Source organism: Rossellomorea sp. NS-SX7, from assembly GCF_052828565.1.
Genome location: NZ_CM128249.1, coordinates 2,121,698 through 2,143,835 on the forward strand (window position 1 = coordinate 2,121,698; position 22,138 = coordinate 2,143,835).

General features: G+C 39.6%; 27 protein-coding genes and 1 other RNA gene. 8 read left to right on the top strand and 20 right to left on the bottom strand.

All coding sequences use genetic code 11. The features are described from left to right. Positions 1–212: 212 nt before the first annotated feature. The 3 genes from ACUXV2_RS10525 to ACUXV2_RS10535 form a co-directional block, all read right to left on the bottom strand. A complete protein-coding gene (locus tag ACUXV2_RS10525; protein ID WP_446246957.1) occupies positions 213–638 on the bottom strand; it encodes a flavoprotein in 426 nt (141 codons plus the stop codon). Between the two features lie 134 nt (positions 639–772). After that, positions 773–960: non-coding RNA, 6S RNA (gene ssrS, locus ACUXV2_RS10530), on the bottom strand. A 59-nt stretch (positions 961–1,019) separates the two neighbouring features. Further along, positions 1,020–1,457: a peptidylprolyl isomerase gene (locus tag ACUXV2_RS10535; RefSeq protein WP_446246958.1), complete on the bottom strand. Its 438-nt coding sequence runs from the start codon at positions 1,455–1,457 to the stop codon at positions 1,020–1,022. A 228-nt stretch (positions 1,458–1,685) separates the two neighbouring features. Here ACUXV2_RS10535 and ACUXV2_RS10540 point away from each other — a divergent pair, with 228 nt between their 5' ends. Further along, a complete protein-coding gene (locus tag ACUXV2_RS10540; RefSeq protein WP_446246959.1) occupies positions 1,686–1,982 on the top strand; it encodes a phage holin family protein in 297 nt (98 codons plus the stop codon). A gap of 65 nt (positions 1,983–2,047) precedes the next feature. Here ACUXV2_RS10540 and ACUXV2_RS10545 read toward each other — a convergent pair whose 3' ends face one another. Further along, the gene (locus ACUXV2_RS10545) at positions 2,048–2,569 is read right to left on the bottom strand and encodes a type 1 glutamine amidotransferase domain-containing protein (RefSeq protein ID WP_446246960.1); all 522 of its coding nucleotides are present in this window, start codon (positions 2,567–2,569) and stop codon (positions 2,048–2,050) included. 402 nt (positions 2,570–2,971) lie between these two features. Here ACUXV2_RS10545 and ACUXV2_RS10550 point away from each other — a divergent pair, with 402 nt between their 5' ends. After that, positions 2,972–3,238: a hypothetical protein gene (locus ACUXV2_RS10550; RefSeq protein WP_446246961.1), complete on the top strand. Its 267-nt coding sequence runs from the start codon at positions 2,972–2,974 to the stop codon at positions 3,236–3,238. A gap of 41 nt (positions 3,239–3,279) precedes the next feature. On the opposite strand, the gene ACUXV2_RS10555 is transcribed toward ACUXV2_RS10550, so the two are convergent. The 15 genes from ACUXV2_RS10555 to ACUXV2_RS10625 form a co-directional block, all read right to left on the bottom strand. Beyond that, positions 3,280–3,642 carry a YidH family protein gene (locus ACUXV2_RS10555; protein WP_446246962.1) on the bottom strand — a complete coding sequence of 121 codons (363 nt, stop codon included), beginning with the start codon at positions 3,640–3,642 and terminating at the stop codon, positions 3,280–3,282. A 106-nt stretch (positions 3,643–3,748) separates the two neighbouring features. Further along, entirely contained in the window at positions 3,749–4,045 is a 297-nt protein-coding gene (locus ACUXV2_RS10560) for a rhodanese-like domain-containing protein (protein ID WP_446246963.1), read from the bottom strand. A 25-nt stretch (positions 4,046–4,070) separates the two neighbouring features. Beyond that, positions 4,071–4,433: a rhodanese-like domain-containing protein gene (locus ACUXV2_RS10565; RefSeq protein ID WP_446246964.1), complete on the bottom strand. Its 363-nt coding sequence runs from the start codon at positions 4,431–4,433 to the stop codon at positions 4,071–4,073. Between the two features lie 141 nt (positions 4,434–4,574). Continuing rightward, a complete protein-coding gene (locus ACUXV2_RS10570) occupies positions 4,575–4,895 on the bottom strand; it encodes a hypothetical protein (protein WP_446246965.1) in 321 nt (106 codons plus the stop codon). 126 nt (positions 4,896–5,021) lie between these two features. Continuing rightward, positions 5,022–5,948, bottom strand: coding sequence for a DUF1002 domain-containing protein (locus tag ACUXV2_RS10575; protein ID WP_446246966.1), 927 nt, complete (start codon positions 5,946–5,948; stop codon positions 5,022–5,024). Between the two features lie 377 nt (positions 5,949–6,325). Continuing rightward, the gene (locus ACUXV2_RS10580) at positions 6,326–7,102 is read right to left on the bottom strand and encodes a sulfite exporter TauE/SafE family protein (protein WP_446246967.1); all 777 of its coding nucleotides are present in this window, start codon (positions 7,100–7,102) and stop codon (positions 6,326–6,328) included. 77 nt (positions 7,103–7,179) lie between these two features. Further along, entirely contained in the window at positions 7,180–8,307 is a 1,128-nt protein-coding gene (locus tag ACUXV2_RS10585) for an MBL fold metallo-hydrolase (protein WP_446246968.1), read from the bottom strand. Between the two features lie 61 nt (positions 8,308–8,368). Next, entirely contained in the window at positions 8,369–8,938 is a 570-nt protein-coding gene (locus tag ACUXV2_RS10590) for a sulfurtransferase TusA family protein (protein WP_446246969.1), read from the bottom strand. A 48-nt stretch (positions 8,939–8,986) separates the two neighbouring features. Next, the gene (locus tag ACUXV2_RS10595) at positions 8,987–9,466 is read right to left on the bottom strand and encodes a DsrE/DsrF/DrsH-like family protein (RefSeq protein ID WP_071618847.1); all 480 of its coding nucleotides are present in this window, start codon (positions 9,464–9,466) and stop codon (positions 8,987–8,989) included. Positions 9,467–9,517: 51 nt separating this feature from the next. After that, on the bottom strand, positions 9,518–9,745 hold the full coding sequence (locus ACUXV2_RS10600) for a sulfurtransferase TusA family protein (RefSeq protein WP_446243185.1): 228 nt from the start codon (positions 9,743–9,745) through the stop codon (positions 9,518–9,520). Positions 9,746–9,836: 91 nt separating this feature from the next. Continuing rightward, positions 9,837–10,097 carry a metal-sensitive transcriptional regulator gene (locus tag ACUXV2_RS10605; RefSeq protein WP_032088134.1) on the bottom strand — a complete coding sequence of 87 codons (261 nt, stop codon included), beginning with the start codon at positions 10,095–10,097 and terminating at the stop codon, positions 9,837–9,839. Positions 10,098–10,305: 208 nt separating this feature from the next. Then, complete coding sequence (locus tag ACUXV2_RS10610; RefSeq protein WP_446243186.1) at positions 10,306–11,256, bottom strand: ArsA family ATPase; 951 nt, start codon at positions 11,254–11,256, stop codon at positions 10,306–10,308. 26 nt (positions 11,257–11,282) lie between these two features. Then, a complete protein-coding gene (locus ACUXV2_RS10615; protein ID WP_446247046.1) occupies positions 11,283–11,537 on the bottom strand; it encodes a cory-CC-star protein in 255 nt (84 codons plus the stop codon). Between the two features lie 95 nt (positions 11,538–11,632). Continuing rightward, positions 11,633–13,372: a carbon starvation CstA family protein gene (locus ACUXV2_RS10620; protein ID WP_446243187.1), complete on the bottom strand. Its 1,740-nt coding sequence runs from the start codon at positions 13,370–13,372 to the stop codon at positions 11,633–11,635. 233 nt (positions 13,373–13,605) lie between these two features. Beyond that, positions 13,606–14,010: a sporulation protein gene (locus ACUXV2_RS10625; RefSeq protein ID WP_446243188.1), complete on the bottom strand. Its 405-nt coding sequence runs from the start codon at positions 14,008–14,010 to the stop codon at positions 13,606–13,608. Between the two features lie 127 nt (positions 14,011–14,137). Here ACUXV2_RS10625 and ACUXV2_RS10630 point away from each other — a divergent pair, with 127 nt between their 5' ends. Next, positions 14,138–14,470 carry a YckD family protein gene (locus tag ACUXV2_RS10630; RefSeq protein ID WP_446243189.1) on the top strand — a complete coding sequence of 111 codons (333 nt, stop codon included), beginning with the start codon at positions 14,138–14,140 and terminating at the stop codon, positions 14,468–14,470. A 153-nt stretch (positions 14,471–14,623) separates the two neighbouring features. Here ACUXV2_RS10630 and ACUXV2_RS10635 read toward each other — a convergent pair whose 3' ends face one another. Next, on the bottom strand, positions 14,624–15,640 hold the full coding sequence (locus tag ACUXV2_RS10635; RefSeq protein WP_446243190.1) for a threonine aldolase family protein: 1,017 nt from the start codon (positions 15,638–15,640) through the stop codon (positions 14,624–14,626). A 287-nt stretch (positions 15,641–15,927) separates the two neighbouring features. Between ACUXV2_RS10635 and ACUXV2_RS10640 the strand changes: the two genes are divergently transcribed. The 5 genes from ACUXV2_RS10640 to ACUXV2_RS10660 all read left to right on the top strand — a co-directional run bounded on the left by ACUXV2_RS10640 (position 15,928) and on the right by ACUXV2_RS10660 (position 21,948). Continuing rightward, positions 15,928–17,184 carry a helix-turn-helix domain-containing protein gene (locus ACUXV2_RS10640; protein WP_446243191.1) on the top strand — a complete coding sequence of 419 codons (1,257 nt, stop codon included), beginning with the start codon at positions 15,928–15,930 and terminating at the stop codon, positions 17,182–17,184. Positions 17,185–17,465: 281 nt separating this feature from the next. Continuing rightward, positions 17,466–18,698, top strand: a complete 1,233-nt coding sequence (locus ACUXV2_RS10645) for an aminopeptidase (RefSeq protein WP_446243192.1) — start codon at positions 17,466–17,468, stop codon at positions 18,696–18,698. Positions 18,699–18,860: 162 nt separating this feature from the next. Beyond that, complete coding sequence (locus ACUXV2_RS10650; protein WP_446243193.1) at positions 18,861–19,700, top strand: alpha/beta hydrolase; 840 nt, start codon at positions 18,861–18,863, stop codon at positions 19,698–19,700. A 252-nt stretch (positions 19,701–19,952) separates the two neighbouring features. Beyond that, positions 19,953–21,146 carry a class I SAM-dependent rRNA methyltransferase gene (locus tag ACUXV2_RS10655; protein ID WP_446243194.1) on the top strand — a complete coding sequence of 398 codons (1,194 nt, stop codon included), beginning with the start codon at positions 19,953–19,955 and terminating at the stop codon, positions 21,144–21,146. Between the two features lie 268 nt (positions 21,147–21,414). Beyond that, positions 21,415–21,948: a D-glycero-alpha-D-manno-heptose-1,7-bisphosphate 7-phosphatase gene (locus ACUXV2_RS10660; RefSeq protein WP_446243195.1), complete on the top strand. Its 534-nt coding sequence runs from the start codon at positions 21,415–21,417 to the stop codon at positions 21,946–21,948. The last annotated feature ends 190 nt before the right edge of the window (positions 21,949–22,138 follow it).

The window sequence follows — 22,138 nt, forward strand, 5'->3', positions numbered from 1 at the left end:
GCGAGTGCAACTTTCATCTAGTATTTAGTACAACCTGTGACTTTTCAGAATTTCCAAGAAGGAAGATTGCCCCTTTTAATATATTGAGTGGAATGACCAATGACTTCACCGATGAGCCGTGCTGATTTCATAAAGTCATTTTTTTTCTGCTCTCTATGTATTTTTCTACTGTTCTTTAGTAGAGTGTTTGTCGTTCAATCCCTCAGTCCCTTTCAGATCCTAAACCCCTTTATTTTCTCCACATTCTCAATTGGTACCCCCGCTTCTATGTAACTTCTGATCAATTTCCAATCGCCACCTTCAGTTTTCTTGAAAGTGTCAAAAAATAAATTCACTGTTTTCATTGGTTTTCCTTGAATGATGATGGATGCAGATAAAGTGACGAGCATTTCATTCTCCCTTAAAGGCAAGGTTGAGATTTCGTTTACATCCCATTGTGCTTCGTTTTCCTTTACAAAGTCAAACCCTTGCTGCCAGCCATTTATTGATTCATCATAACCGAAATCTGCCATTTCTCCTCCGGATATTTCTCTGGCTTTATAATCAGTAGATATGAAATTTTCCAAATCTGTTATAGAAGACCGTTCCCAAGCATCTAAAAAAGCATCGAGAAATTCTCTAAATGTATGCACCTTCATAAAAGCCCTCCTTAATATTCTCTTAAATACTTCGTCCTTCCTAGAAATTCATCTTTTCATCTCGGATAAGGCATAAGTACTCAAACATAATAAAAAGCCAGTCCTCTTCTGAGAACTGGCTAGATGATTGTAAAATTAGAGCCACATTTGCCGTAATGTTAGATAAGAAAGTTTTAAACCACCACTCCTCAAAGTGGGTGTTTGCAGAATACTTCCTGTCGTCCTCTATCGTGGAGGCTTGACATTCCGGCTTCGATATAAAACTCCCTGTTACAGTTTAAAGGTTAAAACTTCGTTATGATTACGTACAACGCAGCTTGTATGTTATATAGTATATGATTTCCGCAGAAATTTCAACCGTAAAGTTTCAATCAAAAATGATTAAGCGTCGAATACTTCAACTTTCTCCATTACGTCGCCGTTTCTCATTGATTTCACGATGTCGATTCCTGAAGTTACTTTTCCGAAAACGGTATGGACACCGTTTAAATGCGGCTGTGGGTCATGTACGATAAAGAATTGGCTTCCACCTGTATCTTTTCCTGCATGAGCCATTGATAGAGAACCTTCTTCATGCTTGTGAGGATTGCCTTCAGTTTCACACTTGATCGTGTAGCCGGGTCCACCCATCCCATTACCGTTAGGGCAGCCTCCTTGACTGACAAATCCAGGGATGACTCTGTGGAATGACAAGCCGTCATAAAATCCTTCTTTTGCTAATTTCTCGAAGTTTTCTACTGTTCCTGGGGCTTCATTAGGGAAAAGGTCAAATTCAATCTTTTCACCTGTTTGAAATAGTATGTATCCTTTTTTCGCCATTATTAACAACTCCTAATCATATATAAAGTCATTCATATTTTATCATTGAAGGTATGTATTGTCACTTCAAACATTAGAGAACTGTCCCAAGACTCCTGTTATTAACCGGGGTCCATATTTTATTGCATTTCCATAAGTAACAAGCAAGAGGTCCATAATATCTGTCATGAATGTGTGAGTCAGCAGAATAGATTGATAATAGGACCATTCAAAAGGAGGATTCCGCGTATGACTGAATTGTTCAACGGAATAACCATACATCCTCAATTGACGATTCTTGTTCCTGTCCTTTGGGTATTGGGTTTTGCATTAAAACGTACTCCACATATTCCTGACTGGTTGATCATTTGGATTCTATTAGTAGTGGGTGTGGCAGCCAGCAGCTGGAGATTGGGATTTGATTTTAACGGCATAGCCAATGGGTTCATTTGTACAGGAGCGGCCATCACTACGCACCAATCCATCAAACAGACGTTTTTTGCACGATTGACTGATGAGGACAAAAGGCAAAAAAATCAAAAATAGTTATACACAAAAAAGCCCGAAATAATACCCTTATTAGTGAAGGCGGGTATTATTTCGTTTTTTTTCTATTCAGCCATTACGTCAATAAATGCTCGCATATAGTCGGGTAAGTCAGGCGGTCTGCGGCTAGAGACAATGTGACCATCTACCACAACAGGCTCATTTACCCAAACGGCACCGGCATTTTCCATATCATCTTTTATTCCTGGAGTACTGGTTACTTTTACTCCATTTAATATTTTGGCAGAAATCAATACCCAGCCGGCATGACAAATTTGGCCGATTGGTTTGGTATGTGAATTCATATCCTTAATCATATGAATGACTTCAGGATATCTCCTCAATTTATCAGGAGACCACCCACCTGGTACTAATATGGCGTCATAGTTTTCCGGATTGACGTCACCAAATGAAAAGTCGGTTACAATAGGGACTCCGTATTTTCCAATATACTCTTCATCAGCCTTTTCACCGACAATATGGACTTCAGCCCCTTCCTCCCTTAATCGAAGGACAGGATACCAAAGTTCAAGGTCTTCAAAATCTCCGCTTACCAGCTGAATGATTTTTTTCCCTTTAAGTTTCATTTTTCATCCCTCCCATATTTTCTATTGTGCTGACTTTAAAGCATCATTGCAACTAATACAACTTAGTTATACGGACTATACTTTTTTATGGCTTTAATGATGATATTGGTCTGGATCAGGGAAACGGCGATGGCTATAACCGTCATCATTGCCCCGCATATGTATATGATCGAAGACAATTGCCTACTTGTTAACTTCCTCATGTAATCACCTTTCTCAATTGAGTGTCATACAGGTATTATGCCAATATTTAGGGAGATTATGAATGATAGAATACTCTGTTTTCTATGACTCTTCCTGGTTTACTATTTATTGGATTCCTAATTATGTTTAAAAGGATTCATGAAGGGAATACAAAAACCAACGTTTTAATAAAAGATTCATTTTCTAGGAGGAGAAAATATGAAAGTAAATAAAACTTTATTAGTCGGGGCTACTGTAACTGCAGGTTCATTAGGATGGCTGTTATCTTCTAAAGAAAATAGAAACCATCTTCATAACATGAAAGAAGGTTTAATGACGAAGATCAAAAAACGCAGGTCAGAAGATCTACCGGTTGATAAGGGCGGTAATCCCGACCCTCAGAACATCGAGGATAACTCGATGGTCAGCGAAGGGGCAATGACTTCAGTCCAATATTATAATGAAAAGAAACAGGATATCGAATAAGCAGGGATTTCTATCCCTGCTTTTTGTTTTACATACGACGTTTACACATTTAATGAATATAGATACACACATACAAATATTGAAATGATCATTGCAACGATCGACATAAAAATGATTACAGCATTGGCGGATGTAAACGTTTGTGTGTTGATATGCTTCCGGGCACGGTAATAATTTATTGTCGAACCGATAATCAGGAATACCCCAATTACTATACTTACTACGCTAATCAGCATAGTGATCTGCCCTTGAAATTCATTTTCCTGTGGTGAAGTGTAATGAAGGCTGGTTGTCAAGAAACCTATCCCGATGATAGCGATGGATGTTCTGATCCATGCCAAATAGGTCCGTTCATTTGCTAAATGCTGCTGTATATACTTAGATTCGTTTGTTTCTTTCAACATGCATCATCTCATTTCCTTAATACTGCAATTACTCCTTACTATATTTACCTTGTTTATCATGGAGAAAACAAAAAGGACTAAAGATTTCAGTCCTTTAAACACATCATTATTGAAGTTTACCCTTCCAAGCTGACATTCCACCATCCATATTCACGACATCAAAGCCTTGATATTCAAGAAATCGAACAGCTTGACTGCTTCTCCCACCGGATTCACAGACGATGAAATATTGCTTTGCCTTATCCAATTCATTCATTCTGAATTCTAAAAGGCCAAGGGGAATATTTAATGCATCAGGGATTTTCCCTGCACTGACCTCTGCCGTTTCTCTTACATCAATAATCGTTAGAACATCACCATTTTCAAGTTTCTTTTGTAATTCTGTCGGTGTAATCCTTTTCATTCTCATTTCCCTTTCTTTTAAACATTTAATTTGACCATGCATTCATTCCGCCTCTGACGTTTGTAACGGATGTAAAACCGGATGAAGTTAAGACCTTCCCGGCTTTGGCACTTCTCATTCCACTCTGGCAGATTACGACTATCTCTTTATCCTTTGACAGCTTATCCATATTCTTTGGAAGTGTGTTAAGCGGTATGTTCCTAAACCCTTTAATATGTCTTCCTTTGAATTCACCGGGAGTACGCACATCAATAAATTGCTTGGAAGTATCTCCTAGATGTTTCTTTAATTCCGAAGTCGAGATCTGATTAATATTTTTTCCAGGCTTCATTTGCCTGACATATAATAGAATCAAGAATACCATGATTAACAATCCGATAAATTCCATATTAACACCTCTTTAGATTAGTATATATTCATTTTATACCCCTGTAGGTATTTAGTCAATGATAATTTCATAACAGATAAAAAAAGCTGATCCAATTCAGAATCAGCTTCAAGTTTCAATCACGGAACCAGTGATCAATAATCAATAGTAATAATAATATCTTTTCCCAAATGTATTAAAGGGGCCTCCTGCAATTTGTCCTCCTAAAAATCCAATTCCTAATCCGATTAATCCAGCACTTAAAGGATTTAATCCATAACCATATCCATTACCATAGCCATATCCAAAGCCTGGCCCTGGTCCCTGTACGGGAGGTGGATAACCAGGAAATCCATATCCATACCCATGCTGTCCGCCGACCGGCCCATACTGTGCATATGCCCCTTGGTATGGTTGGTTTATTGGTGAAAATTCTGGAATTTGATTAACGTTTACTCCATACATATTTCGATTATAGTTCATAGCTGACACTCCTCTTTATCAGCCTATTAAAAAAATGGAATTATGGAAGGGCATTTGACCAGTGCAAAAAGCTTTAAAAGAATGGTCTTTAAAAAAAGAAGCCCTGATTGGGCTTCTTAGAACGTGTTACGAAAATAGACTTTTTATCGACTTAAAGAATTCAGCAATTGCGTCCAATAAACCTGTAAAGAAATCGGATACCTTTTGACCGAATCCCTCATCATTTACAATATCTTTGATGGTGGATTGAATATCCTTTGTCAGATCCTCGAGTTGCTGCTGTACGTTATCGAAGTCGATATCGAGGGATCTGATTTTATCAAAAAGATCAATCAGCAATTGACGATCTTCGGGGCTTAGCTCGATGTTCATATTTTGAAGCTTTTCCTCAACGATTTTCTCCACTTCTTCCTTTGTTGCCGGATCCTGCTCAGCAATTTCCTTTTTAATCTCTGTCAGAAGTTCGCTGACTTTTTCTTTATCAATCCCGGCATCCTTTGCTAATTCAGTTGCAACGTTTAACTCTTCATTGGCAACTTCCATCCGTACGGAGTCAAGTTTTTCCCCGCTTACATCATAAGCTTTATAGATTCCCGTTAAAGCAGAGTGTCCGCTTACCTTTACTGGTGAGGCAACTTCAACATTTGCATTTTCTACCCCAGCCGTCAATAATGCATTGGCATACATGGATTCAGAGACTTCAGTGATGTTATCAGGAGTAACAATTTCTACGTTCAGCCCCTGTCCTTTCTCCTGTCTGGTTATTTTTGCAGATGAATACATTCGGGCATTTCTATTTTCCACTTCGATATATGTAACGAGGTCTTCCCCTGTCACAGTAAATTCTTCCACATCATCATTCTCATCAAGGCCAAGCTGTTCCTGTACAGATTTTTTTTGCTGTTCAGTGAGTGTCTCGCCATACACCACTATTGGAACTCCAAACTTTTCATTGATGCTTTCTTTATCGTTGTTGTTATCTGAAGCTGCTGCCGGATGTCCTAAACCAATTCCCAATAGTATAAGAAGTACAATACTGATTAACTTTTTCATTATTTTTGATTCTCCTTTTTATTGCAGTCAATGTTTTTAGTATTCAAACTTTTATCCATTGTACAAGTCCCTATCTTTCATTGCATCATTCTCTAGTCTTATTTTTCTACATTGTAATAGACGTTTAATAAAGAAATAAGTTTCAAACTTTTTAATATTACGCTTGGTAATATACACCACCTCCGCCCACATACAACACATTATCTGGTAAAGAGAACCCTGAAATCCCGTGCAACTGTTGGAGTGAACACTTGTGCATAATAACAATTCTTCAACATAACTTTTTTTCAATCCTGAAAATCTCATCACTAATAAACACCTACCCCTCGCTGCATCAGTATCTAAACGCAGTGAGGGGCAGGTGTTTAATGAATTTTTTATAGAATATCCAGCCATATCTTGATAGCTGTACCTAAGATTAATACTGCCAGTATTGTTTGTAATAATTTCGTATTCATCTTCTTACCTGCTGTTGCACCTAATGGAGACGCAATTAAGCTTGCTACTACCATAATCAATGCTGGCACATAATCTACCTGACCAGTACTGATCTTCCCGACTGTTGAGCCGATAGAAGAAATAAGGGTAATGGCCAGTGATGATGCAATCGTCATCTTTGTAGGAATTTTAAGAACAACCAGCATAATTGGGACTAATAGAAACGCGCCTGCAGCTCCAACGATCCCTGCTCCAATCCCTACGATTAATGACAATACAGCTGCAAGCCATTTATTGAACTTCACATCCTCAAACTTGATGTCGTCAATTCCTTTTTTCGGGATGAACATCATGATTGCAGCCGTTAAAGCAAGGACACCATACACAAGGTTGATTCCATCTTCACTCATTGCCTTCGAACCATATCCCCCGATGAAGCTTCCAATCAGAATGCTCACACCCATATATGCGATTAGTGTCTTGTTCAAGTAACCGCCTTTACGGTAAGCCCATACCCCGCCTAGTGTGGCAAAGAATACTTGCACCGCACTGATACCGGATACTTCGTGAGCGGTAAATGAAGCGACTCCAAGTAGCGGGGGAATATATAGAAGCATCGGATACTTGATGATGCTTCCTCCGATCCCCACCATTCCGGAAATATATGAGCCGATAAAGCCAATTAAAAAGACTGTAATAATAAATGCCAAATCCACTGTAAAGTTCCTCCTTTACTGTTAAATGGGAACCTTTGTAAAAGGTCCCCATTTATTTCTTCAAGCAAAATTTCAGATTATCGAACTGCACAGCGGTTTGGTCCGATTTCCATTTCACGCTGTTTTTCTTCATCAGGTGTGACTTTCCCCATGTTGGTTTCACGGATTTCCTGATATGCGTTTGGCTGCGGTGGAAGATTTTCAGAAACCAATTTTCTGAACTCATCTTCATCTTCAATATTCAAACCGTGGTTTTTTGCAAATAGTGTACCAAGTTTTTCTCCGACAGTACCGTTTTCATTTAATTCATCGATAATCATGAAGTGAGCGGGTAATACTGTCAGCTCCATGGATAAATTTTTATAACGTTTGTATAGACTTTCTCTCAAGTCTGCAACCCAGTCCTCTGCCTTACCGGCAAGGTCAGGACGTCCGATGCTGTCTACGAACAGGATGTCTCCTGATAATAGATACTTCTCGTCAATGACGAAAGAAGTAGACCCGATTGTGTGTCCAGGTGAATATAAAGCATTGATGTCGATTGTTGAGTTACCGATAACGACTTTATTACCATCCTCAAGAGCTGCATACTCAAACGTAACTTCCTCTGCATCTTTTGGAGGCAGCCAGTAAGCAGCATTTGTCGCTTCAGCGATTTTACGTCCGCCTGAGATGTGATCCGCATGTAAGTGAGTATCAAATACATTCGTAATCTCTGCATTTTTTTCTTTAGCAAAATCGATGAAGATATCCGTCATGCGTGTAGCATCAACGATAGCTGCTTCACCATTTGAAACCACCATATATGAAAGACAGCCTTTACCTAGACGGACGAATTGATAGAGCTCTCCTCCGCCAGTGAGGTCACCGACTTTGACCGGTTCAAGATGTTCACTCCACGCTTTCATTCCGCCTTCTAGATAAGCTACATCTTTCCCTTCATCTGAAAGCATTTCTGCCACCATGATAGAAGAACCTTCTTTCGCACATACAACCAGAATATCCTTATCATTTGGAAGCTTTTCTAAAATCTCTTCGACTCCGTCTAAAAGATCGAAGTAAGGAATGTTCAGATATTCAAACGTATGTCCGTCGATTTTCCAATCTTCAAATGCGTCTGTGTTACGTACATCCAAGATGAACAAATCTTCTTTTTTGATCACTTTTTGTGCTACTTCTTTCGGACTCATTGCTTTCACTGCCATTGTTTCTACCTCCCAATTAATTTTCTTTTATAGTTTCTATCTGTTAATCATTTAAGATCTATTATTCAACGTCAGATTCTACGTCGCCTGACCATTCGCTCATGCCTGGCACTACGTTGATGACATTCGCAAATCCTTTATCTGCTAACATTTGTGCTGCCATATCACTGCGGTTACCGGTGCGGCACACAACATAAATATTCTTATCTTTAGCAAGTCCATCAGCTTTTGCTTCTAATTCCCCCAGTGGAATGGATACCGCTCCGGGAATGTGTTTGAATGCATATTCTGCCTTTTCACGAACATCCAATACGAGCGTATTCTCATCGCCGAGCTTACCAGCTAACTCTTCATTATTGGTAACCGTTTCGTGCTTACGCTCAACACTATCTTCGCCGCTTGATTTACGAACGAAATGCTTCAGAACATCTCCTTCTTCAATCGTACCAAGATAATCATGACCTGAACTCTTCGCCCATGCTTGAAGGTCGGCTTTTGATCCTTTATCTGTCGCCTGAATTTCAATCACGTGCCCGGCTTCAAGGTCTTTCATCGCTTTCTTGGTTTTTACGATCGGCATAGGACATGCTAACCCTTTTGCATCTAATACAACATTCGCTTCAATAGTCATACAACAACCTCCAATTACCTTATAGGGTATATTTTTTCTTAAAAAAATTTAGATGAATAAGTTTACATTACCGTTTTCTGCATCCGCTAGATACGCGGCTACACCCGCATATTCGATCTCATCCATTAACTCATCTTTATGAAGTCCCAATAAATCCATTGTCATTGTACAAGCAACCAGCTTTACATCTTGCTCTTTGGCCATCTCAATCAAGTCAGGCAGTGGCATTGCATTATGCTTCTTCATGACACCTTTGATCATTTTAGGACCCATTCCTGCAAAGTTCATATTTGATAAACCCAATTTATCTGCACCGCGCGGCATCATTTTGCCGAACATCTTTTCCATGAAGCTTTTCTTAACAGGAACCATTTCTTCTTTTCTCAGCGCATTCAGACCCCAAAAAGTATGAAAAATGGTAACCTCGTGATCGTAAGCCGCCGCACCATTAGCGATGATGTAAGCAGCCATTGCTTTATCATAATCTCCGCTAAAGAGAATAATATTTGTTGTTTTTGTCTCTGACATCTGTTTTCCTCCTCATAATACAATTAGGGGTATATTGCCCCTCAAAAAAAATTATCCTTTTTTAATCCAGAATGTGAATACATCGTTTTCTTCTTTAGACTCTACAAGCTCATGTCCAGTTGATTTAGCCCATGCCGTTAAATCGCTTTTGGCACCTTTGTCAGTCGTTTGAACTTCCAGGATCTGTCCTGCTTCAATTTCCTTGATTGCCTTTCTTGTTTTCACAATTGGCATTGGACATGCTAATCCTTTTGCGTCTAGTACTTTATCTGCGTTCATTCATAATTCCTCCTAAATGATTGTTTAAAGTGTTTTAAATACCTATAAGGGTATATTATATGATATAAAAAAAGTTGTCAACACTTTTTCATTATCTGCTTTTCACTAACAAGTTTACTGCTTCTTTTACGATTTCATCTGTATTTTCACCAGATTCTTGTGAATCTCTCACACATTCAACAAGGTTTAAACTTACAATCAAGCCAACCGAACGATCAAGAGCAGTTTTAGCTGCTGAAAGCTGGGAAATTACATCTTTACAATCTTCCCCTTGCTCCATCATCCTTAAGATTCCTCGGAGCTGCCCTTCAACACGTTTGATTCGATTTTTAACTTGAGAATTGTATTCCATTCAAGACACCTCCCAGAAACAAGCTTAATTGTGCTGTTTTCTTGCTACACTCACTATAATATACCCTACTAGGTATAATGTCAACATATTTATAAAAATTTTTTTGTTTTAAACTCCACACAAGATTTCGTTTAGGCAGGCAACATGTGATGGTCTTTATTCAACCATCACATGATTATCTTCCCAACTGTGTCTTTTATTCACTTCATTATACCTTGTCATATACTTCACGCTGTAAATGCTGAACGAATGATTCAAGATGATTTAATGTACACACATCTTCTTCTAATAAAGGTATTTCATACAATCGCTGGTCCGTGAACTTCTTCTTCATCATCTGCAGATAATCTTTCTCCTGTTCTTTTCTTTTTTTGAGAAATGACCCGTCTGCTGAAGGTGGAAGGATTTTGTTTACGATCAAACCTTGAATGTTCAGATGATGCTTCTTCATTAACTCTATGGCTTTTTCCGTTTCCAAGATAGGGAGTCTCTCTGGAATCAAGACGAAGATGAACCCAGTCTCGGCTGAATTTAACATAATGGAGCGAACTCTGGCGAATTTATCTCTTCTCCTCTGTAAAACGTCGAAAATGGGGTCATCCACAGGCTCCCCATCATTCAACAGCTGAGAGTAGTTTTTATTCGTTTTCTTCCTTCTTTCAAGCATGCCGTCCATCCAAACGCCCATCAACTCGGGAAGGGAAAGCAAACGGATAGTATGTCCTGTGGGCGCAGTATCAAAGATGATTTTATCAAATTCTTCTTTTTCTTCCAGGATAACCGACACAATCTTATCAAATAAGGCTGCTTCTTCAGCGCCTGGTGCAGATGCCGCCATATCAATTTGCCTGTGAACTTCCTCAACCATGGAGGACTTAACCATTCCTTTTAAATTATTCTTCACACCTTTGATATACTTATTTGTTTCCAACTCAGGGTTTATTTCAAGGCCCCATAGATTGTCGAATAAAGGGGTTATCTCTTCGCCTATTTTTTTATGAAAGATATCTCCTAAATTGTGAGCGGGATCCGTTGAGATAATTAGTGTTTTCCTCCCTGATTTAGCGAACATCAAAGCTAATGCAGAAGCAGAGGTGGACTTTCCAACCCCTCCTTTCCCTCCTACAAAAAGGATAGACTGGTTTTTTATTTCATTCATTTACTATTTCACACCCTTCCTTTCCATCAGCAGCACCTTATTCCATCAAGCGGGGAGTGCTCCATCCCCATCCGCAAATGCCAATCATGAAATTTCTCAATCATATACGGGTAAAGTTCTAATGTATAATAAAAAACAGGATTAGGCAGACCGAGCATATCCGAATATAACAGCAAGAAAAACAAATCATCCTCGTCTCTTAATTCCCTCGCAATTTCTGTTTTGTGAGGATGTTTAATAATCTCATCATATAGCTTGATGATGTGTTTAAATTTTTCCATCAAAGATGAATCAATCATCCTGCACCTCCTCCTTCAATAAAAGGGGACCCCATTTTTAGCACCTTGCTCAAAAGGGTCCCCTTTATTCAGTACGATCAGGCAGTGAACTGTGTCGGATCCTCTCCCTTTTTAGAAAGAGAGGAGGCTGCTGTAATCAAAATCCACAGCGTGAAGATCAATATGATGCTTCCAAAAATAAACAAAAGCATATTTCCTTCTGCTTCTCCTATTCCGGACCATTCAAAAATCACCTGATTGATCATTGCCCACAGAGTCATGAACATCAGGAACAGCATTGGAATCAATGTTGCCAGATAGTTTCTTCCCTGTCTCTTCAGCCATATTGTAATCAGCAGTAAACTGATGCCGGCCAACAATTGATTCGATGTACCGAATAATGGCCATAGCAGATATCCTCCAGAGCCGAACCCTTTTGGACCCTGCGGCAGAAGTGTAAGGGCCGCACTGGAGACTACGGCTATCGTTGTGGCAACATGTGTTTTCGTAAGCGGCATGACATTATACTCTTCACCTAATTCTGCGATGATGTACCTCATTAACCGTACAGATGAATCAAGAGTGGTTGCCGCAAAGCTCACGATGATGACGGAAACGATCGTAGCAGCAATATCTGCCGGTATTCCTAATCCTGTGGCAAGCTGTCCTGCCCCTTGGATGAATACACCCAGACCTGCACCGCTTGCAGCCGCAAACCCACTGTATGTAGCTTTGAATTCCTCGACACTAGGGAAGAAGGTGATACATGCAATGATTGCTATAAGAGCTAATGCCCCTTCACCAACAGCCCCTAAATACCCTACGAACCTTGCATCAGTCTCTTTATTCAGTTGTTTGGATGAAGTTCCGGAAGAGACCAAACCGTGAAAACCTGAAATCGCTCCGCAAGCAATCGTAATGAACAATAATGGAAACCATGAAACGTCAGCCGACCCATTTGTCATGGGCGCAGTAATTTGAGGATTTGAAAATAATAATCCCAGATAAAGTAATCCAAGTCCGACCACCAATTGATGTGAATTGATGTAATCCCTTGGCTGTAATAATTTCCAGACAGGAAGGGTGGAAGCTATATACACGTAAATCATTAAAATGACAATCCAGACAAAGAATGCCATACTGGTGGAACTTAAACCAAATAGTGATGACGCTCCTTCACCGCCAAAGTATTTAACCAGGTCGATTTGGAGGAATTCCACTCTGCTTGCAACGATTGCAGATAGATACATCACCAGAAGGGCGACAATGGATGGAAGCAGCATGCTTCCGCTTTTTTTATAGACTCTATATCCAATCCATACAGCCAGTGGTATTTGGATGAAGACCGAAAGCACACTTGCCGGAAATGTAATGAATAAGTTCGCAATAACCCACGCAAAAACCGCATTTACCATTAGGACCAGGATGAGGATAATACAAAGAAAGAGTACCTTTGCGCGCTTCCCGATCAGCTTACTGGCCAATGTCCCGACCGATTGACCCTTGTTTCTGACAGACAGGACGAGTGTACCGAAATCATGGACACCTGCAGCGAAGACCGTTCCAAGGATAACCCATAAAAATGCTGGCAGCCATCCCCAATAAACCGCGATGGCCGGGCCGACGATCGGTGCAGCGCCTGCCACAGATGTAAAATGATGTCCCCACAGGACAAATTTATTGGTAGGCACAAAGTCGACTCCATCCTTATATTGATGTGCAGGCGTAACGAAGTTCGGATCTAAACGATAGATTCGTTCCGCAATCAGCTTTGAGTAATACTTGTACCCAAATAAAAATACAATCCCCCCTATTAATGCCAGCCAGATACCTCCCATAAAACTCCTCCTTCAAAGTAAAAAATGCACACATAGCATTCATTTTTATTCAGGAAGTCATTCATGGCGTTTGTAAAATACAGAATTTTTAGAATGTATGCGCTTACTACATTTTACATTGGCTTATCCATCATTTCAACGGATTTTTCCTTTCAGGCGTCGATATTGCAAAAGCTATGTAAATGGTCCCCAATATAAAAGAACCGGAATCCATAAGATTCCGGCTGGGCTTGTCAACTCACTATAATTCTATCTTCATCGGTTGGATCAACCGCCTGGGGAATATCCACTGTCGTCCTTAAAATAGTTTGATTGGTCTCTGTTGTTTTTGGGTGGTTGCTGTCTGTCGGGAATTGAAAGCTGATTGTTTTTTTCTCTCCGGCTTTTATGGTTCCGATATCTTTTAATATGATGGTCTTCAACTCTTTTTCATGATAAGGAAAGTCACTGTCCTCTTTATCCTCTTCGTATTTATGCAAGAGGAGCAATTGGACTTCATTAATCGGCTGATCTGCATTACCTCCTTCTATGATTACATCGCCATTGATGATTTCACCCTGCTTTATGGATGCTTTACTTACGACGGTATCTACTTTTACATGTCCGATGCCGATACTGGATAAAAATTTCTCTAACATATTATGACCACCTTCTTAAAAAATGTATGAAATTCGTTTTTCACTATCCTAAGTCAATATCCTATACATATATTGCTAAATTCTTGTTGAAACTATCAAAGAAACTTAATGGAAAGAAGGGATTTGAATGAAAAAGTTTATTTTCACACTTATCACGGTATGTCTCCTTAGCTTCAGCTTGCATGGATATGCTTCTGCTGAAGGGCAGCAGCTTACTCCTCAGAAAGTCAATCTGACGGACGCTCAAAAACAAGAATTGGACAAATTGCATAAGCAGTTATTCACTACAAAACAAGAGCTGATTAACAAGTATGTAGAGTACGGTGTTTTCACCAAGGAACAAGGTGATATGATGCTTAAAAAAATGGAAGAACGCTATCAAAAACTAAAAGAAAACGGTTATATGATGAGATGGCATCATCATCAGGGAAAAATACCCAATCCCCAGAAGAGCAATTAAGAAAGATGCGGGATTGATATAGAGTGTCTCAAGAATAGTATCTAATTGCCACCATGCCGGGACACACTCTCCGCTTCAATCAGCGCTTAAAACTAAAAATCGTTTAAAATAAAGCCGGGTAGATGCTTAGACTTCTTCCCGGTTTTATTTGAGTTAAAGAGATTTAAGGATCATTGCGGCCTTCTCCACTTCATCCATACTTACATCGTAGTGAGTGGTGAACCTTACAGTATGTGGTCCGAAACCGGCTATCAAGATACCTTTGTCCTTCAAAAGTTCGACAAAGCCTTCCGTGGTCAGGCCGCTTCCTTTAATGTCCGCCACCACGATATTGGTATCAACATCATTCACAACACGGATCCCGTGACTGCTTTGTAAAGCTTCTTTTAGGACGGCTGCTTTTTCATGATCCTCCATCAATCGTTCCCTCATGGTTGTAAGTGCCACCAAGCCGGGAGCAGCGATCATCCCCACTTGCCGTAAACCTCCACCAAGCCTCTTTCTCCACTTCCTTGCCTTCCTTATGAAAGTGTGGTCCCCTGCAATGATCGAACCGACGGGTGCCCCAAGACCTTTGGATAAGCATATTTGAACGGTATCACAATGGCGGGTGAACTCCCTTACATCAATTCTACTTGCAGCTGCAGCATTAAAGAGCCTTGCTCCATCGACATGGACCGGCACGGAGTGATTCCTGGCAACAGAGTATATCGACTCCATATTCTCAGGTGATACGATTGCTCCCCCTGCCCGATTATGTGTATTTTCCACACAGATCAGACCTGTTTCAGGAAAATGTTGATCTTCTACCCTAATCGCCGCTTCTACGATTCCTGCATCCATTTCTCCTTTTACACCCGGTATTGTTCTGGTCTGCACACCTGCCAAAGCTGCAACTGCACCAGATTCATAATAAAAAATATGTGAATTTTCTTCCAAAATGATTTCATTCCCCGGACGGGTATGGGTCAGGACCGCTATTTGATTCCCCTGCGTGCCGCTTGTGACAAATAGTGCCTCCTCCTTCCCCAATATGCGGGCAGCTTCATGCTCTAACCTTGTTACAGTAGGATCCTCACCGTACACATCATCCCCAACTTCAGCTTCAAATGCAGCCTGTCTCATTTCCTGTGTAGGTTTGGTTACTGTATCACTTCGTAAATCGATCATCTTTTACCCTCCTGAACTCTCTTAAGCATTGAACACATTATAACAAAAAATGCTTCAACAATATTAGGATTATATATACATCTTCTGAAATTGAAGATACTACCAATTACCCATAAAAAATATAATTATAGGAATATTCGCAACATTCTATTCTTTTTTATGATACTATTTTAATGGATGGTGTAAAGACACGTGGTTTATACGACTGATCCATGTCTCTTCTATTATAAAAGAGATATGACAATTTCCATCCTTTAAACACCAATAAAGGGTAGAGGAGTAAGAACATGAACATCGGTTCAAAAATCCGCTTCCATAGACAAAAAAGAAATTTGACTCAAGAGGAATTATCAAAAGGGATCATATCCGTCTCTTATCTTTCAAAACTGGAAAACAACCAGGTCACTCCTTCTGATGACATTATTGAGTTATTATGTGAACGTCTTGGAGTATCCTCGCTGCAAAGCGACGGACAGAAACTGAATCAACTGCTTGAAAAATGGAATCACTCCTTATTATGGAAGAATCTCCAGGAGGCAGAGAGCTATCATGAACAAATAAAAAGACAGCTGGAGGACACGGATGATTTGACTCCCCAGCTTTATTATCAAATTCTGTGTGTTCGTTTTCAATTAATTCACTCCAACCTCGATCGTGCACGAAACAATTTAGTACATATCCATGCACATTATAAAGAATTATCAGATACACTGAGGTTTTATTACCACAAGTACAAGGGCAATTATTATTACCTGCTTCAACAATATGAGAAAGCACGTGCTGAACTCAAAGAGGCAGAAACCTACTATGTATTAGGCAGTGTAGTTAATGAAGAAGAACGAGCAGACCTATATTATTTATTCAGCCTGGTGTTAACCCGTTTAAATGTGTACAGGCTGGCGATTTATTATGGAGAAAAATCATTATCCATCTTTCAAGGGGTTTATTTTCAAAAAAGGTGTGCTGAAGTTCACTTGCTGCTGGGGATATGCTACCGGAGAATCAGGTACAGCGAAGAAGCACTCAAACATTATGAATGGGCAAACTTCATCAGCATGTCAATCAATTACAATAGTCTTAACTCCATGGTGGAACAAAACCTGGGATATTTAAAATCCGTAATGAATAAAAGTGAGGAAGCCATCCTGCACTATTTAAGAAGTATTGAACTGAAAGAATCCGATGTGGAAGGAAAGCTTAATTCCATTTTGGCTCTTGTAAAGGAGTACTTTAAGTTAAACCAATTTAATCAGGTACGGTATTGGCTTCCAGAGGGTTTGAAATTATGTTCAAGAGACGTTTTTCCTGATAAATATTATCAACTTACTTATTATCACTACGCCTTGAATGATTTTCCAGACGGGTTTGAACATTTTATGAAAGAACATACTTTACCCTACTTCAAAGAAAATGGCGAACAACTTTTATATGCTGAGTATTCTAAATTCTTTGGTCAATATTACCAGGGAGTAAGAAAATATAAAAATGCAGCATTTCATTTAAAGGAAGCTAACTCCATTTATGAAGAAATGCTGTCCTTATAGGGAGGTGAGATCATGAAAAAGATAAAACAATTAATCATTATGACTAGCTTGACTGCTATGGCACTTGGCGGAGTTGTTGTCATCAATTCCCCAGAGGAGGACTTCCCGCCATACAGTGTTAAACAATAATCATTTAGAAAAGACTGGCACAAATCGGCCAGTCTTTTCTATTTCAATTCTTCCGGCTCCCACCTGGAATTATCATTTTACCCATAAAATAAATGGAAATTTTCTGAATAAAGATATATAGTTAAATTGGATACTAAAGGGGGAATCAAACAATGAATGCGCATTACAAAGAGAATTTAGAAAGATATGCCGACCTTATTGTACAGGTAGGTCTAAACTTGCAAAAAGATCAGGAATTATTAATTTCCGCTCCTATTTCAGCATATGAATTCGTTCGTCAAATCACGGCCAAAGCTTATGAAGCGGGAGCCCTGCACGTCATGGCAGATTTTCATGATGAAGAATTAAAGAAAATACGCCTCGAGAAATCAAGTGAAGAAGGTTTAAAGGTATTTCCACATTGGAAACAAAAAGGATATATTGAGATGGCTGAGAACAACGTTGCATTATTAAACCTTATTGCTCCGAACCCTTCTCTGCTCAAACATGCAGACCCCGGCAGAGTAGCTTTACTGAATAAGGTTGCTGCTGAAGCATCCAAGGAATTCTCAGCTTATATAGGCGGAGGAAAAATTAGCTGGCTGATTGCAGCTTATCCAACCGAAGAATGGGCACAGAGTGTTTTTCCTGGGTTTAATCGGGAAGATGCAGTCGAAAAGCTTTGGGATAACATCTTTTACACAACCCGGACAGATCGAGAACAAACTGTTGAATTATGGGAACAGCATATCAATAACCTGAATGAAAGAGCATCCCTGCTGAATCAGGCCAAGTATAATAAACTTCATTATAAGGGTCCTGGAACAGATTTAACGATTGGGTTCCACCCTCAAACAAAGTGGATAAGCGCTCAATTCACAAATGATAAGGGAACTCCTTTTGTACCTAACCTGCCAACTGAAGAAGTCTTTACAATTCCAGATAAGACAAGCGTAAATGGCGTGGTGAGCTCTACTAAACCACTTAATTATGGGGGAACTCTTATTAAAGACTTCTCACTGACTTTCAAAGATGGAAGAGTAGTGGATTTTTCTGCAAAGGAAGGCTACGAAACGCTCAAAAACCTTTTAGCGGCAGATGAAGGTGCATCTTATTTGGGAGAAGTTGCACTGGTTCCACATGACTCCCCTATTTCCAATACAAACATCATCTTTAATAACACACTGTTTGATGAAAATGCTTCTTGTCACATCGCGCTTGGTAGGGCTCTGTCTGTTTGTGTGGAGAACGGGAAAGAAATGAGTCAAGATGATCTGAACGCCATCGGATTTAACGAGAGCATGATACACGTAGATTTCATGATCGGGTCTAAAGATTTACATATCGACGGAGAAAAAGCAGATGGGTCGATTCAGCCGATCTTCAGGAACGGTGACTGGGTTTAATTGATAACGTCTTGAAAAGGATCTTTTTTAGATCCTTTTCTTATGTAAAGTTTAATTACCAAAAATTACATCAAATATGACAAATGAATTTCATTTTTAACATTTTCAAGACCTTACAAATCGCTTACAATAAGGATATAGGAATTAAAGGAGCGATATCATTTGTCTATCTTCACGAATAAACCTACACTATTTTGGAGCGGCCTTTTGATTGCCTCTCTTTTCATCATAATTGTTTTGTTCAAAACGTCCAATGTTCAATCCAGCGAAAAAGCATTAACCGAGGTCGAACGATATCCAACGGTTTTTGTACATGGATACAAAGGTACATATAATTCGTTTAAAACGATGCTTGATCGCTTTGAACATCATCATGGCTGGGGGAAAAAGACTTTAGAGATTTATGTTTCTAAGAATGGAAGTGTTTCTTATAAAGGAACGATTCCCAAGAACCCCTCTTCTCCACCTCTCGTCCAGGTTATCTTTGAAGACAATCGCGCTGCACTGGATAAGCAGGCAATATGGCTGGAAAATGCAATGAAACTTTTACATCATCGCTTTGAGGTGGAGAATATCAATCTGATCGGCCACTCCATGGGTGGCTTGGCCTCAACCCTGTTCCTTGAGAACGCACATGGGAAAGACTTTCTGCCAAAAACATATAAATTTATTTCCATAGCGACCCCTTTTCTGGGAGTGACGAAGGATTCATATGACCAGATCAATACGGGTGCTGCTGTGATTGATTTAAAGCCTGATTCCAAAGCAATTGAACAATTGTACCATAATCGCCATTTAATCGATCCAGAGATAAAAGTGTTATCCATAGCCGGTTCTGGAGATGATATCGTGAATGTACCTAGCGCCTTGGCAAGTGAGAAAATCTATGATCGAAATGAATATTCATCTAAGATTGTTTATGACCCATCCATTTCCCACAGTGGACTGCATGAGACAACGAAAGTAGACCGTCTTGCAGGTGACTTTTTATGGGGAAAATAATAACTGCCTAATCTTACCCTGAAGCTAAGGGTAAGATTTTTTTATTTGTCCCGCCGGTTATTCTCTATGATTGCTCTTGGGGTTCAATTTTATGGCCTCTGGAAAAACTCATCAATCTTTCCCTCCCCCGGTACAATCAACGGGAATTGAAGTCGATACCTTATATCATCGCCTTTTTATTCCAAGATGGGTTGCGTAATCCCAAAAGAAGTTCTATACTACACAAGACTAACGAACGTAAGGATGAATAGCATGACAACTGAAATCAGCTTGAAAGCTAACCCTAAATACATAAATCAATTTCTAAAAGGTTTTCCCCTATTAAACAAAGAAAATGTCACTTCCCCATTGGACAATCTTGATGAAGGTGACATCATTAGACTTGTGGATTCAAAGAAGAATTTCATTGCAAGGGGATATTACGGGAAACAAAATAAAGGAATCGGATGGCTTGTTAGCTGGAAAGAACATGAACCGATTGACCAGGAATTTTTCAACCGGAAGTTTCAAAACGCAGTCAATCAACGACTTCATTACTTCTATGACGAACAAACGACAGCGTTCCGGGTGTTTAACAGTGAGGGGGACGGTTTCGGAGGAATCACTGTTGATTACTTTGATGGATACTACCTTATCCAATGGTACAGCAAGGGTGCCTACTCATTTAAAGAAGATATCGTCTCCGTGATAAAAAAACTTCCAAATTATAAAGGCCTTTATCAGAAGAAGCGATTTGCCGTTGAAGGTAAATATGTTGATGAAGATGACTTCGTCCATGGTGAACGTCCTTCCTTCCCTTTGCTCGTCAAGGAAAATGGAGTCAACTTTGCTATCTATCTGAATGACGGCGCAATGGTCGGGGTTTTTCTCGATCAACGTGAAGTAAGAAAGCTGATCCGCGATAAATATGCAGATGGAAAGCGGGTTCTTAATACCTTTTCCTATACAGGAGCTTTTTCTGTTTTCGCTGCCCTTGGTGGTGCCTCAGAAACAACAAGTGTGGACCTGGCAAATCGAAGCCTAAGTAAAACGATTGAACAATTCAGCATCAACGGAATAGATTATGAAGCACAAAACATAGTCGTGGAAGATGTATTCAAGTATTTTAAATTTGCTGTGAAGAAAGAACTTACATTTGATATGGTCATCCTCGATCCACCAAGTTTTGCTCGTTCCAAAAAGCACACTTTTTCAGCTTCAAAAGACTATAAGGACCTTTTAAAAGAAGCCATCGCCATCACTGAAAAAAATGGTGTTATTGTTGCATCAACAAATTGCAGCACATTCAATATGAAGAAGTTCAAAGGATTCATAGATACGGCGTTCAATGAAACCAATGGATCTTATCAAATGCTTGAGGAGTTTACACTTCCTGAAGATTTCAAAACAATCAACCAATACAAACAGGGTGATTACCTGAAGGTTGTATTTATCCAAAAACGATGACATCGATTCCTGGAAAGGAAAGTTTCTCTGGAAACTTTCCTATTCTTATTTCCCTCCCCTCCTCCATGTAAATAACCAGCCAAATTGGGTAAACTTGATATCGTAAGTTACTTCTTGTTATAAGTTAAGATTGTTTATTGAATACTTAGTTCGTACGTTTCTCTCTGAAATAATGACAGACTATTCTGTCATTATTTCCTTGGAAACCGCAGGATGCGACAAATCGTACTAATCAATGTAGAAATCAATCGAATGTGGGGTGTTATTGTTGAAAAAAGCCGTATTTTTAGATCGTGACGGTGTCATTAATGAAGTGAAATCAAAACGGGTAAAGTTTGTGAACAAGCCGGAGCAGTTTTATTTCCTGGAAGGTGTGAAGGAAGCGGTCAAATTATTGACTGATGAAGGTTATCAATTATTTGTTGTAACCAATCAAGGCGGAGTTGGTCTTGGATACTTATCACATGAACACTTACAATCCATTCATGATTATATGGTCGGGGAACTTGAAACAGCAGGGGGAAAGATTCATGAAGTTTCATGCTGCACCCACAAACCTCATGAAGGTTGTGCGTGCCGAAAGCCGGAGCCCGGAATGATTCTGGAGCTCTCTGAAAAGTACAATCTCGATCTCTCTTCTTCGTTTATGATTGGTGACAGGGAGCCGGATATAGAAGCCGGACGCAAAGCAGGGTGCAAAACAATATTGATCACCGATGCCACTTCTCCCCTTTATGAAGCTGATTATGCCTTTACATCATTATTTGAAGCCGCTAAGTTTGTGGTAAGCTTTTCAAATTAATATTGCCCCCCTCCCCTGCTCTTTCAGCTGCAGGGGTTTATTCTTTAAAGTTCACTTTGCATCACTTTTTATTTACATGCCGTCCTTCTAGCAGTCGCGATATGGTCGAGTTCGATATCATCATAAGCTCGCACCTTAATCTAATTCTTGCTGAACAAACGTACAATTTGTTAATAAACACCCTTTAATC